This window comes from Bradyrhizobium sp. USDA 4011 (assembly GCF_054063415.1).
In genome coordinates this window covers 4507409-4520893 of the sequence record NZ_JBSSGG010000001.1, presented here as the reverse complement: position 1 = coordinate 4520893, position 13485 = coordinate 4507409, and the positions used below count along the sequence as shown (strand labels likewise).

11 protein-coding genes are annotated in these 13485 nt (G+C 66.0%); 10 read left to right on the top strand and 1 reads right to left on the bottom strand.

Annotation, left to right across the window (positions count from 1 at the left end):
• Nucleotides 1–104: 104 nt before the first annotated feature.
• The 6 genes from ACVW1C_RS21190 (at nt 105) to ACVW1C_RS21165 (ending at nt 6935) form a co-directional block, all read left to right on the top strand.
• Nucleotides 105–2111, top strand: a complete 2007-nt coding sequence (locus ACVW1C_RS21190; RefSeq protein ID WP_456760065.1) for an AsmA family protein — start codon at nt 105–107, stop codon at nt 2109–2111.
• A gap of 167 nt (nt 2112–2278) precedes the next feature.
• The gene (locus ACVW1C_RS21185; protein ID WP_456760064.1) at nt 2279–4777 is read left to right on the top strand and encodes an adenylate/guanylate cyclase domain-containing protein; all 2499 of its coding nucleotides are present in this window, start codon (nt 2279–2281) and stop codon (nt 4775–4777) included.
• 214 nt (nt 4778–4991) lie between these two features.
• Entirely contained in the window at nt 4992–5201 is a 210-nt protein-coding gene (locus tag ACVW1C_RS21180; RefSeq protein ID WP_029084280.1) for a cold-shock protein, read from the top strand.
• 233 nt (nt 5202–5434) lie between these two features.
• Nucleotides 5435–5680: a hypothetical protein gene (locus ACVW1C_RS21175; RefSeq protein WP_456760063.1), complete on the top strand. Its 246-nt coding sequence runs from the start codon at nt 5435–5437 to the stop codon at nt 5678–5680.
• Nucleotides 5681–5778: 98 nt separating this feature from the next.
• Nucleotides 5779–5994, top strand: coding sequence for a hypothetical protein (locus tag ACVW1C_RS21170; RefSeq protein ID WP_456760062.1), 216 nt, complete (start codon nt 5779–5781; stop codon nt 5992–5994).
• Nucleotides 5991–6935 (top strand): efflux RND transporter periplasmic adaptor subunit, encoded by a 945-nt coding sequence (locus ACVW1C_RS21165; RefSeq protein WP_456760061.1) that lies wholly within the window; start codon nt 5991–5993, stop codon nt 6933–6935. The genes ACVW1C_RS21170 and ACVW1C_RS21165 overlap by 4 nt, the downstream gene beginning before the upstream one ends.
• A gap of 297 nt (nt 6936–7232) precedes the next feature.
• Here ACVW1C_RS21165 and ACVW1C_RS21160 read toward each other — a convergent pair whose 3' ends face one another.
• On the bottom strand, nt 7233–8087 hold the full coding sequence (locus tag ACVW1C_RS21160) for a caspase family protein (protein ID WP_456760060.1): 855 nt from the start codon (nt 8085–8087) through the stop codon (nt 7233–7235).
• A 360-nt stretch (nt 8088–8447) separates the two neighbouring features.
• Here ACVW1C_RS21160 and ACVW1C_RS21155 point away from each other — a divergent pair, with 360 nt between their 5' ends.
• The 4 genes from ACVW1C_RS21155 to ACVW1C_RS21140 all read left to right on the top strand — a co-directional run bounded on the left by ACVW1C_RS21155 (nt 8448) and on the right by ACVW1C_RS21140 (nt 13386).
• A complete protein-coding gene (locus tag ACVW1C_RS21155; protein ID WP_456760059.1) occupies nt 8448–10175 on the top strand; it encodes a hypothetical protein in 1728 nt (575 codons plus the stop codon).
• 256 nt (nt 10176–10431) lie between these two features.
• Nucleotides 10432–11157: a thermonuclease family protein gene (locus ACVW1C_RS21150; RefSeq protein ID WP_456760058.1), complete on the top strand. Its 726-nt coding sequence runs from the start codon at nt 10432–10434 to the stop codon at nt 11155–11157.
• A gap of 81 nt (nt 11158–11238) precedes the next feature.
• Nucleotides 11239–12069 (top strand): LssY C-terminal domain-containing protein, encoded by an 831-nt coding sequence (locus tag ACVW1C_RS21145; RefSeq protein WP_456760057.1) that lies wholly within the window; start codon nt 11239–11241, stop codon nt 12067–12069.
• Between the two features lie 132 nt (nt 12070–12201).
• Nucleotides 12202–13386: a pyridoxal-phosphate-dependent aminotransferase family protein gene (locus ACVW1C_RS21140; RefSeq protein ID WP_456760056.1), complete on the top strand. Its 1185-nt coding sequence runs from the start codon at nt 12202–12204 to the stop codon at nt 13384–13386.
• The last annotated feature ends 99 nt before the right edge of the window (nt 13387–13485 follow it).

The following is a 13485-nucleotide window of genomic DNA, read 5'->3' as shown; positions in this document are numbered from 1 at the left end:
ATTTTTCCAGCCGTTGGAGCGAGGTCCCGTTTGCGGGATAATCTCGTGCGTTCGGCCGTGCCTTTCCACGGCGGAACCCTGTCTGCCCGGCCTGGAATATCGAGATGAGAGCACTGAAATTCGCCGGGGCCGCCATCGCTGCCGTGATCGTGATCATCGCGCTGGTGGCCGCGGTCGGGATCCCGTCCTCGTTCCTCACATCGGCCATCACCGAGCGGGTCGAGCGGGAGACCGGCTACACGCTCACCATCAATGGCGGCGCCAGGATTGGCCTCTGGCCGGCCGTCAGTCTGACGCTGCGCGACGTCGTGTTGCAGGATCCGCGCGAGCGCGAGGCCAACAACCGGTTCGCGGCTGATCGGGTCGAGGCCGCGATGACGCTGTCGAGCCTGTGGTCGGGCGAGTCCGACATCACCGACCTCGCGATCGTCAAGCCGGTGATCAATCTGCCGCTGCAGCGCGAGCGCACCCGCGACCACAATCCGCCGGCGAAGTCTTCCGCGTCCGACAGCGGCGGCCTCACGATCCGGCATGTCAGCGTCACTGGCGGCACCATCGTGTTCTCCAATGTGCGCGACCGGGTCGAGAACCGGATCGAGGCACTCAATGCCGATGCGACCATTGGCAACGACCGCAAGATCGTCGTCACCGGGAGTGCGAGCGCCAGTGACAAGCCACTGAAGTTCGAGATCCGCGCGACCGCGCCACAGGCAGCGCTGGAACGCCGGAACGTGCCGGCGGAGTTCAACATCGACGCGCCTGGCCTGTTGCCCGCGGCGATCAAGGCGAATGCGGAAGTGCGCCTGAACGGCACGGTGGTGATGTTCAACGGCGTGTCCGGCACGCTCGGCGATGGCGGCTTCACCGGCTGGGCCTCGGTCGACTTCGCCAGCAACAAGCCGCTGGTTAAGCTCGATCTCGACTTCCAGCGCATCTCGATGGCGCTGACGCCGAGCCAGCCCGATGCGGCGCAGCCATTGGGCACCAACAGCTGGAGCAATGCGTCGATCGACCTTGGCGGGCTTAACTATGTCGACGCGCAGGCGCGCATCTCGGCGGCGGAGCTCGTGATCGGCGCCGGCCGCTTCGCGCAGGCTGAGATCGATGCATCTGTTGACAGCGGCGTGCTGAAGGCCCGGCTCGCCAATCTCGGCGCCTATGAGGGCACCGCCAATGGCGACGTCACGATCGATGCGAGAACCACCACTCCAACCTACGCGCTGCGGCTCGACCTCGCCGGCGTGCGCGCGCTGCCGGTGCTGAGGAGTCTTGCCGAATTCGACAAGCTCGACGGCAAGATGCAGGCGAAGATCGCGCTGACATCGCAAGGCACCAGCGCACGCACGATCGTCGGCAATCTCGGCGGCACGGCCTTCGTCGTATTCCAGGATGGCAAGATCCTCGGCCTCAACGTCGCGCAGATGATCCGCAACCTCACCACCAGCACGCTGTCGGGCTGGCAACAGGGCCAGGAGCTGTCGACCGATCTCAGCCAGCTCTCGGCCTCGTTCAAGCTCGACAAGGGCCAGGCCGTCACCACCGATCTCAACCTGATCGGGCCGCTGGTGAAAATGACCGGGGTCGGCACCGTCGATCTCAATACCCGCCAGATCGGGTTCCGCGTCGAGCCGCAGCTCGTAATGACCACCGAAGGCCAGGGTCGCGCCGGCAATCCGGTCGGCCTCGGCATCCCCGTGATGATCGAGGGGCCCTGGGTGTCCCCGCGGATCTATCCGGAGATGCAGGGCATCCTCGACAATCCAGAGGCGGCCTATGCCAAGCTCAAGGAGATGGGCAAGGGTTTGTTCGGCGCGAACGGCCAGGGGCTGAGCCAAGGCCTGAACGGGCTCAGCAACCTCCTCAACGGCGTACAGGGCGGCGGAACCGGAGCGCAGTCCGGCACGGGCCAGGCGCCTGGCGGTGCGACCGCCGGCCAGAACACCCCGCTCGGCGGGCAGCTCGGCGACACCATCGGGAACCTGCTGCAGCAGGGCCTCTCAACCCTCAATCAGGGCAGCGCCTCCCGCCCGAGCCGCAGCCTGGCCCAGCCCACCCCGGACGCGCCGCCGCCAGCCGACACCGCCCCGAGCAGCACGACAATCCCGCGATGAACGACTGCTGCGGCAGCTGTTCAACCGTTGAAATATTCCCGGGTCGCCCGCCGGAATGCGAGGGCTAACCATGCGACGGGAGGCCCCGCCCTGCCCGGCCGATCCGTGCTAAACAGCAACGACAAAGTGGCGCACCCGACTGATCGGAGGGGAACGGACGAGGCTGGATGAACGGGGCTACGGACAAGGGCAAGAACTGGTTCCTGCGCGGCGGCCTGTTCGCCAAATACGTCCTCGCGCTGGTCGGCCTCGTCGTCTTCGTGCTGGCGGTCAACGGCGCGCTCGAGACCTGGATCAGCTACCGCGGCATCAAGAGCACGCTGACCGACGCGATGAGCGAGAAGGCGGACGCCACCGCCAAGCGCATCGAGCAGTCGATCGCCGATCTGGAGCGGCAGATCTCCTGGGTGACCCGCGCCTCCTCCAACACGATCGAGCTGCGCCGCGCCGATTATGCCCAGCTGCTCGGCCAGGTGCCGGCGGTGAACCAGCTCACCCTGATCAACGGCCAGGGCCGCGAGATGCTGCGGCTGTCGCGCCAGACCTACACCGTCAATTCCAACGCCGACTTCTCTCGCGACCTCCGCTTCACCGAGGCGATCGAGCGCGGCACCGCCTACGCGCCGGCGTACTTTCGCGACGAGCGGCCGTATATGTCGATCGGCGAGCAGCATTCCGGCTTCAACGCCGGCGTCACCGTGGCCGAGATCGACCTGCGCTTCCTGGGTGACTATTTCCGCGATTCCCAGGTCGGCCGCACGGCCTATGCCTATCTCGTCGACGCCAAGGGCCGGGTGCTGGCGAGCTCATCGAAAGGCCCCGAGGTCGGCAAGGATCTTGCCGCGCTGCCGCAGGTCGCCGCGGTGCTCGCGCCCAATGGCAGGCCGATCACCTCCGGCAAGGATGTCGACGGCAACGCGGTGCTGACGACCGTGACATCGGCGCCCGACCTCGGCTGGCATGTCTTTGTCGAGCAGCCGACGGCGCAGGCGCTGTCGCCGATCCGCGACCAGCTGGTGCGCATCGCGCTCTTGATCGCGCTCGGCCTCGTGGTCGCCATCATCGCCGGCACGATTTTGGCGCGGCGCATGCTGGTGCCGATCACGGCGCTGCGTACCGGCGCGCGGCGGTTAGGGGCCGGCGATTTCGGCCACCGGATCGAGGTGAAGACCGCGGATGAGCTGGAGGAGCTGGCCGGGCAATTCAACAGCATGGCCTCGCAGCTTGCCGAGACCTATTCCGACCTCGAAGGCAAGGTGAAGGAGCGCACGCGCGATCTTGCGCAATCGATCAACGAGCTGAAGGTGCTGGAGGAGGTCGGCCGTGCGGTGGCGTCCTCGCTCGACCTCAACGCGGTGCTGCCGACGATCGCCGCCCGCGCGCTCGAGATCACCCATGCCGACGCGGTGCTGATCTATGGTTATGACGCCGCACAGCGCACGTTCAACCTGACGCAATCGATCGGCATCGACGCCGATGCCGAGGGCCATCATCGCGCGATCGACGCGGCGAACAGCCCGCTCGGCGAAGCCGCGGCCAAGGGCGAGCCGCTGGCGTTTCCTGATATCGCAACTAGAGCGTTTTCGAGCGAAGTGGATACCGGTTCGCGTGAAGAAAACGCGTCAGAACAAGAATCCAGTCCCGATCATCCGCTGCGCGATGTCGTGGTCGGCGCCGGCTTCCACTCGGTGCTGGTGGTGCCGCTGGTCGATCAGCAGGGCGTGCTCGGCTCGCTGGTGGTGCTGCGCAAGGCGGCCGGCGATTTCCCCGCTGGTCTGATCGGCCTGATGAAGACTTTTGCGCACCAGGCGGTGCTGGCGATGCGCAATGCGCGGCTGTTCACTGAAGTGGACCAGAAGAGCCACGCGCTGGAGCAGGCCAACGCCACCGTGCGCGAGCAAGCGGACAAGCTGAGGCAGCAGACCGAAGAGCTCACCGACTGGAACAAGTCGCTGGAGGCTCGCGTCGAGACCCAGCTCACGGAGATCGAGCGCATCCGCAAGCTCGAGCGTTTCCTGGCGCCGCAGGTGGCGCAGCTGATCGCCTCCTCCGACGGCCATGAAGGGCTGCTCGACAGCCACCGCCGCGAGGTCACGGTCGTGTTCTGCGACCTGCGCGGCTTCACCGCCTTCACCGAGGCGACCGAGCCGGAAGAGGCGATGAACGTGCTGCGCGAATATCACGCAGCGCTCGGCAAGCTGATCTTCAAGTACGAAGGCACGCTCGACCGCTATGCCGGCGACGGCGTGATGATCCTGTTCAACGCGCCGATCCAGCTTGCCGACCATACGCTGCGCGCGGTGAAGATGGCGGTCGAGATGCGCGACACCATCGGCGCGCTGACCGAGAAGTGGCGCAACCGCGGGCACAGTCTCGGCTTCGGCATGGGGATCGCGCTCGGCTATGCCACGCTCGGCCAGGTCGGCTTCGAGCAGCGGCTGGAATATGCCGCGATCGGCAGCGTCACCAATCTCGCTTCCCGCCTGTGCGGCGAGGCCAAGGCGGGCCAGATCGTGGTGAGCCGCCGCGTCTACGGCATGGTCGAGCCCCATGTCGAAGGCCGCGCCATCGACGACCTCGTGCTGAAGGGCTTCAATCACCCGATCCTCGCCGCGGAGATTTTGCGCTGGAAGGGCGAGCCGTCAGCGGAAGCGGCGGCGGAGTGATCCGCGCTCCCTCCATTCCGTCAGTCCGAGCGGGAACCCACTACCGCCCGAACCTTGCATTCGCGCGGAAAGTGTGTATATTGGGCCCATTCGATTAGCCGTTGCGCCTTGTTGAATGGTCAGAACGGCCCTCCTCCAAAGACATCGTCAGTTGAATGGATGGCGCGCGATTCTGCGCAACACATGCGCAGATGCGCATTTTGGAGAAGAGAAGATGGCGACAGGTACTGTGAAGTGGTTCAACGGCCAGAAGGGCTTTGGTTTCATCGAGCCGAGCGATGGCAGCAAGGATGTGTTCGTTCACATCAGCGCAGTCGAGCGTGCCGGTCTGACTGGCCTGGCTGAAGGCCAGAAGGTCTCGTTCGAGCTGAAGACCGACAAGATGCGCGGCAAGACCAGCGCCGAGAATCTTCAGATCGTCTGAGCTTTTTACTCGGGCATGATTGCCGCGCAAACGCGTTCCGCGTTTGTCGCGATCATGCCGGTTCGTCATTCCACGGATGTACTGGGATGACGTTGCGGCCCGCTCGATCCCCCCGGATTGGGCGGGTTTTAGCATGTCTTGCTGCGCGTGATCCCAAAGCACGCTGCATCGCGCCGTTCTGTGCACCAGGCGCGAAGCGTTCGCAGAGGGATGATGCCTTGGAGAGAATGCCGATGACCGCCAGGAAGCCCACGCCATCGCCCGCGAGCCTCGCCAGGGCCGACCGCCAGCGCCTGGCTGCCGAGGAAGGCGCGCGCGCCATCGCCGAAGTCGAGCGCGACGGAGCCGCGATCCGCAAGAACATGGAGCGGCTGCGGGCACTGCGCGAAGCCCGCGAGGCCCAGGCCGCCGCCGAGGCCGAACTGGCGCCTACACCCATCGCAAAGAAGAAAGCGCGCGTGAAGCGCATCGTGCGCTGACGCTGCTGCAACGACCGCCGTCATTGCGAGCAAAGCGACTTGTCCGCCGAAGCCTTGGCGAAGGCGGAAGCAATCCATAGTTCGGCATACGCGGAGCCGTGGATTGCTTCGTCGTTATCGCTCCTCGCAATGACGGTCTCAATTCCGTCATCCTGCGGATGATCGAGCAGGCCGACAAGCTGCCTTACGATTTCAACGCCGCGTCCGCCTTGCGGGTGCCGACGCTGCTGGTGTCGGGCGGCGCAGCCGGCTGGCTCGGCGAGGCCGCATCTGGTATTCAGGATCCCCTCATTTTGGGGATAATCTGCAGATGAGTTTGAGGCTCGAGCGATTGATGGGTTTCGCGGAGTTTATCATCGGGCCGCGCGTTGCGCGGACCCGTTGGCTCTACCCATCCTACGGACCGTCGATTGTCGTCGCGCTGCTGTTGCTTGCGGCCTCTCCCGCGCTTGCCGCGGGCGAGGCCGACGCGGTGCCGAAGGGTGCGGCGGTGACGGTGCTGAAGGCCTCGAAATTCTGCTTCGGAAATATCGTCGAGGTGTCGGGCATCGTGCTGCCGCGCGACGAGCAGCAGATCCGGCCCGACCGCTTCGGCTTGAAGGTGGCGGAGGTGAAGGCCGATCCCGGCGACACCGTCACCGCGGGCCAGGTGCTGGCGCGGCTGACCGACGGCACCAACGCGATCAACCTCACGGCGCCGGTGGCGGGCACCATCTCGGCGTCCTCGGCGATCATAGGCAGCCCGGCCTCTGGCAAGGACGCGCTGTTCTCGATCATTGCCCGAAACGAATACGATCTGGTCGGCATGGTGCCGACCCGCGACATCGCCAAGCTCAAGACCGAGCAGACTGCGCGGCTAAAGATCATCGGCGCCGGCGAGATGGACGGCAAGGTGCGGACGATCGCGCCGACCATCGAGCCGAACAGCCAGCTCGGCCAGGTGTTCGTCGGCATCGCCTCGAACCAGCGGCTGCTGGTGAATTCGAGCGGGCGGGCGCAGATCAAGACCGGGCAGAGCTGCGGCGTCGCGGTGCCGCTGACCGCGATCCTCTATTCCACCGCCGGCACCGTGGTGCAGGTGGTGCGCGGCGGCCGCGTCGAAACGCGGCGGGTGGAGACCGGATTGATGTCGGCCGGCCAGGTCGAGATCCGCGACGGCATCCAGGAAGGCGACATCGTCGTCGCCCGCGCCGGCGCGCTGCTGCGCGAGGGCGATCCGGTGCGGCCGGTGGGCGCGAGCGCGGATGCGAAGTAGGCGGCGCCGCTAGATTCGTCGCGCAGCGGAGCAAGCGGCACCCCTCTCCCTAACCCTCTCCCGCAAGGGGAGAGGGAACCCGCCCGCCGGGGGCTCCCTTACACGACGTGCCTATGCAACGCATGCTAAGACACGCGGACGTGCAGCGTGAGACCGTCATGCAGCGTGAGGTGAGCACGCATGTCAGGCTCCCTCCCCCTTGCGGGGGAGGGCTGGGGAGCGGGGTTCTCTCCGCTGGGCATGCTTGTGATTTTGGAACGGAAGCGCGGGCCAAGCCCGCGCGGAAAATCCGAGGCCTCAGCCGCCGAGCTTGATGTCTTCCAGCAGTGACGACGACACGCTCGGCACCTGCTCGCCTTCGCTGGCGCGGGAGATCGCGACGCGGGTCTTGTTGAAGGCGGCCTCGGCGCCGGCCTGGGCGTTGAGGTTGTTGATGAGCTCGGAGACCAGCACGCTGTTCGGCGCCTTGGAATCGTCGGCGACCTTGCCCGGCGTCGCCGATGTCAGCACGATCGTATTCTCCGGCGGGCTGATCGGGGCGAGGCCGTGCGAGAAGGCACGGAAGCGGCGCTCATAGGGATTGCGGCGCGAGGCATCGAGCACGACGAGCTTGGCCTTGGCGCCACGCTCCTTCATCGCATCGAGCACGGACTCGACGCTGACGCCGGTGCGCTTGACGTCGGCTTCCTTCCAGATCGTGGCATCGACCGGGATCATGTAGCTCTCACGGCCGACCTGCACGCCGTAGCCGCCGAAGAACAGCATCACGACGGTGTCGGGGCGGATCTTGGCCTTCATGCGCTCGACCGCGCGGAACATGTCGTCCTTGGTCGCGTCCTCGACCACGTCGACGTCAAAGCCTTCGCGGCGCAGCGCCGACGACAAAGTGCGGGCATCGTTGATCGGCTGGGCCAAAGGCGCCGCAGCGTCCGGGTAATGTCCGTTGCCGATGATCAGCGCGAGGCGGGAGGAGCCGCCCGCAATGCTGCCGGTCTGCCCGGCGGTGACGGCGCCTGCGACAGTCTCCCTGGCAACATCCGGTGTTCGCTTGTTGAGCGCGGCATGGGCGCCAATCGCTAGCGACACCGTGCCGGCCACCGCCACGCAGACGGCGATGGTGCGACGGGAAATATGAAGCTGCCTAAGGTTCATAACGTTCTAGTCCCAATCTCTATCCCGATGGCGTTCGAGCGAAATCGCGCCAGTTAGTCGCGTCAGTGACGATCAGGTTTAATGGGGTTGAGGTGTGTGTGCCGTTGAATTCAGCTCAATTTGCGGCGCCGCAACAAACACTCCCTTAACCCGGCTGGACCGCCGGAGCAACCCGGTTTGCAGCATGCTGCCGCCCGGCACAGGCCATTGACGCCGTTAAGATCCCGTTATGTGACTTCGGTCACATTTGTATTCTGTACGGATTCATGTAGCTTTCCAAAGGCTTGCGCGTTTGGGGGGAGGACCGGAGGAAACACCGCCGGGGCGGCGGCGTTAACCGGTTCCTTGAGAAAGGGATTCATGAGCCTTCATGAGATCGCCGGCGCCGTGTGCCGGGCGCTGACCGCAAAGAAGGACGGCCCGTCGCTTTACGACGTCTGCGACCCCGTGCTGCAGGCCTATCGCGGCGGCGATGCCCATCTCGGGAAGTTCTACCGGACCGCGCTCGGCAATCCGCCGCTGCGCGCGCTGCTCCGCCGCACCGGCCTGCCCGCCCTCAACGACGCCGACCGCCTGGCGGGCCTGCGCGCGGCGTTGACCGAGGCGCGCGACGCCGCGGCGCCGGACTGGGCCGCGATCGGCGCCCCGGTCGCCGACCTGATGGACGGCATCGGCGTGCGCCACCCCGCCCCGCCGGCCGCGACGACGACTAGCCATCCGCCCGCGATGGCCGAGATCGACCGGGTGATCCGTTTGACCGGCGCGCATCTGCTCGGCTCGTTCGGCCGATGCGGCTTCATCCCGACCTATGCCGCCTTCAACCTGATCGGCGATGCCGACATCGGCGGGCGCGAGATGCTGATGGCACTGACCGGGCTGAACGCCCGTGGCTACAAGAACTCGACCTTGCTGTTCAGCCTTGCGCGCATCTTCATCGCACATTCGCCGGCGCGCGCGCTGATCAACCCGCCATGGCGCGGCATCGCCGAGCCGATGTGGGAGCCGGTGCAGATCCGCCATCGCTCGGCCTATTACGATGCCTTCTTCACCGAGGCGCTGCTGAGCTATGTCGAGACCGGGCTCGCGTCACCGGATGAGGCAGGCGCGGCCCGGCGCGCGGTCGCCGAGATGGTGGAGTTCTGCCTGAAGACCAGCGCCGAGGAGGTGCCGTCGCATGACGGCTCGGTCGTGAAGGTAATCACCGCGCTGGCGCCGGGACGGCATCCGCGTTTCTCGCGCTTCTTCGCCCAGATCAAGCAGGACCTCGGCTTCGGCGTCTATGTGCCCGACTGCGACACCACGGCGTGCGCATTCTCGGCCGCAACGCAAGCCGGCTCCGACGATCCGATCCTGCAGCAGCCGCTGCTGGATTTCTACCGCGGCTACCAGGTCCGCGCAGGCGCCAACGAGCCGCGCGTCACCGTGCCGCTCAACGACAACATCGATTATGAGGGCGGCGTCGTCACCTGGATCGACAATCTCGCCGGCGAGCGGCCTTATGGCAACGACCTCGATCCAACGCTGAACCTCGACATCCTCGAGGTCTCGTTCCGCAACCTTGTCCGCTGGCAGATCATCGAGACGCCGCAGCGGCTCGAGACCGTGCATCGCATCATCGCGTTCCAGAAGAATCTGGTCGAAAGCGGCGCGTTCAGGAATCCGCGTTCGCACATCTATTATCTGCCGGAACTCTATTCGGCCTATTTCGGCCGCTGCTACGCCGCCTTCATCGCCCTGCCGCTGGCGGCGCAGCGCGTCATCGATCCCGGCAATGTGTTCGCGCTGATCCGCGCCCGCGTGCTCGGCTACGTCCAGGGCGAACTGATCGCGCATGAGATGAACCCATTCGACGCGGCACTCGCGCTGATGGCGCTGGCGCATCTTGGCGCCGAGGTCTCGACCTTCACGCCAGCGCTGCACTGCATCGTGCAGGGCCTCGGCGAAGGCGGCCGCAAGGGGCCCTACAGGGCCTATGAATGGAATAAGATGAAGACGCCGACGCGGATCCTGGTCGGCGGGCCCGAGGTGACGTCGGCCTTCGTGCTGATGGCCCTCGCGCTGGCCAGGAAGCGGATGGTTGCGGTGTAGCGGCGTAGGATGGGATCCCTCCACACGGGCACCGTTTCTGCGGAGAGACTGTCACCCCACCTCGGTTCGCATTGCGCTTCGCTTCATGCGAACCGATCCTCCCCCTCCAGGGGAGGATGACATCGCGGAGCGGGATGACGCGAAGTTGAAACTGGCGGAAGCACAACACCACTGGCAGGGTTGCCCAATTGCCCGCACAATCCTCGCCGATCCTTTGGGCCCTGAACGCTGAACGAAAGACTGGCCGGAAACGCCGATGCTCAAGACGCTGCTCACTGCTGGCCTGCTGCTGTCGCTGCCGACGCTGGCTGTCGCCGCCGACATCACCGGCGTGCCAAAGATCCGCGACGGCGACCAGCTCATGATCGGCAATGTCAAGATCCGGCTCGGCGGGATCGACGCGCCGTCGACCGACCAGCTCTGCCTCAACACCAAGGGCGAGCGCTGGACCTGCGGCGTCGCCGCGCGCGACGAGCTGATCAAGCATGCCGGCAACAAGAGCTGGACCTGCCACGCGCGTTCGGTCGATCGCCGCGGCCGCACCATTGCGCGCTGCGAGGTCGACGGCGAGGACATCCAGAAATGGATGGTCAGCAATGGCTGGGCGCTGGCCTACACCCGCATCTCGCATGACTACGAGCCGGACGAGAAGGCGGCGCGCGAGGCCAAGGCCGGGATGTGGCAGGGCGCATTCATCGCGCCGTGGGACTGGCGCGTGCGCAACAAGAAGACCACCGTGCTCGGCACCGTGAAAGTGCCGGAGAGTGCACACTCGATCCTGCTCGCCTCGGCCTCCGGCCCGGTGGCGCCCTCGCCCGACTGCACCATCAAGGGCAATGTCAACCGCTCCGGCGAATGCATCTTCCACCAGCCGACCAGCCGCTGGTACGCCAAGATCGAGATGAAGATCAGCAAGGGCACGCGCTGGTTCTGCTCGGTCGAGGAAGCCGAAGCCGCCGGCTGCCGCGAGACGCGGCGCTGACAAATGATGGAATGAGATTGACGTGCGGCCGCATCGGCAATGCGCTACCTTCCCGCTTGCGGGAGAGGTAAGGAGGCGGTCGTGACCAACGTCGAGACCAACCCGCCTGCGGCGCGCCGTCGCAAACGCGTGCGCTATCTGCAGCTGCTGCTGTTCGTCCTGGTCATCTATCTGATCGCGGCCTATCTGGTGCTGCCGGCGCTGTGGACGCATCACGAGCACCAGAAGGGCCTCGCCAATCTGCCGATGGTGACCCGCACCGCGCAGGGCATTCCCGGCGACCCCATGAATGTCGGGCTGATCGGCGACACCAAGGACGTGGTCTGCGCGATGCACGAGGCCGGCTGGTTCCCGGCCGATCCGGTCACGCTGAAATCCTCGATCGAAATCGTAGGCAGCGTGCTGCTCGACCGTCCCTACAAGGATGCGCCGGTGAGCAACCTGTTCTATCTCGGCCGCCGCGAGGACCTCGCCTTCGAACGGCCGGTCGGATCGAGCGCGGATCGCCGCAACCATGTCCGCTTCTGGCGGGTGCTCGACCAGGGCGAGGAGAAGCGCCCGGTGTGGCTCGGCGCTGCGACGCTCGACCGCAGTGTCGGTGTCAGCCACTACACCGGCGCGGTGACGCATCATATCGCGCCTGATCTGGACGCCGAGCGTGCGCTGCTCGCCGCTGATCTGGAATCCGCCGGCATGGTCACCGCGAAATATCAGGTCACCGGCATCGGCCCGACCTTCAACGGCCGCAATGGCGGCGGCGACCTCTATTACACCGACGGCGAGATCTGGGTGCTGCGGCTGGTCGAGGCCTGCAGCAAGAACCACGGCGCCGTCGCGCAAATCCCGAGCCCCGCCGCGACCGAATTCAAGGACCAGATCTGGCGCGCGGTCGTCGAATCGATTGGAAAATAAGGCTGTGTCCCGCGCTTTTGGAAACGCTGGATTGCTTGGACCTGCTCGCAATCGCGGCCGCGATGGCATATCCTTCACCCTTGACCCCTCAGACGCATGATTTGCGTAGCTTTACCCAAAAGGAACAGGACGATGACCGTTCGCGCGGGCCGGGAATTTCTGGCCATCCCCGGGCCCACCACGATGCCTGATCAGGTGCTGCAGGCGATGCATCGCCCGGCGCTCGATATCTACTCCGCCGAGATGTTCGAACTGACCGAAAGCCTGCTGCGCGATCTCTCGAAGCTGTTCGCCACCATGGGCAAATCCTACATCTACATTGCCAACGGCCACGGCGCCTGGGAGGCGACGCTCTCCAACGTGCTGTCGCGCGGCGACAAGGTGCTGGTGCTGGAGAGCGGGCGCTTTGCGATCGGCTGGGGCCAGGCGGCGGCCGCGATGGGCGCCGATGTCGAGGTGCTGAAGGGCGACTGGCGCCGTGCGATTCGCCCGGCGGAGGTCGAGGAGCGGCTGCGCCGCGACAAGGAGCACAAGATCAAGGCGATCCTCGCCGTGCAGGTCGACACCGCCTCGGGCGCCTATAACGACATCGAGGCGATCGGCAGGGCGATCAAGGCGGCGGGCCATCCCGCGCTGTTCATGGTCGACACCGTCGCCTCGCTCGGCTGCATGCCGTTCGAGATGGACAAATGGTATGTCGACGTCGCGATGTCCGGCTCGCAGAAGGGCCTGATGACGCCGCCCGGCCTCGGCTTCGTCGCCGCCAATGACCGCGCCTGGGACGCACACAAGAAGGCCGATCTGCGTACGCCGTATTGGGACTGGACCGAACGCGAGGGCTCTGAGCACTACCGCAAATATGCCGGCACCGCACCGGTGCATCTGTTGTTCGCGCTGCGCGAGGCGATCAACATGCTGCACGCCGAGGGCCTCGAGAATGCGTTCGAACGGCACCGGCTGCTCGGCGAAGCCGTGCGCCGCGCCGTCGCCGTTTGGGGCGAGGGCCAGGTGCTCGGCTTCAACATCACTGAACCCGCCGAGCGCTCCAACACGGTGACGACCGTGACCGTGAAGGGCGCCGATCCCGCCGCGATTCAGCGCTATGCCAAGGAGAAATGCGGTGTGGTGCTCGGCACCGGCATCGGCGACCTGCAGGGCCAGGCCTTCCGCATCGCGCATATGGGCCACGTCAACGCGCCGATGATCCTCGGCACGCTCGGCGTCGTCGAAGTCGCGCTCACCGCGCTGAACATCCCGCACGGCAAGGCCGGCGCCGACGCCGCCATCCAATGGCTCGGCGAGAACGTGAAGGCGTAACGGGCGAGCAGCAGATCGAGCCGCCGCCGAATCCGTCACCCTGAGGAGCCGCGCTTCGCGCGGCGTCTCGAAGGGTCGACGGCCGAGCTGCCGCCGCGA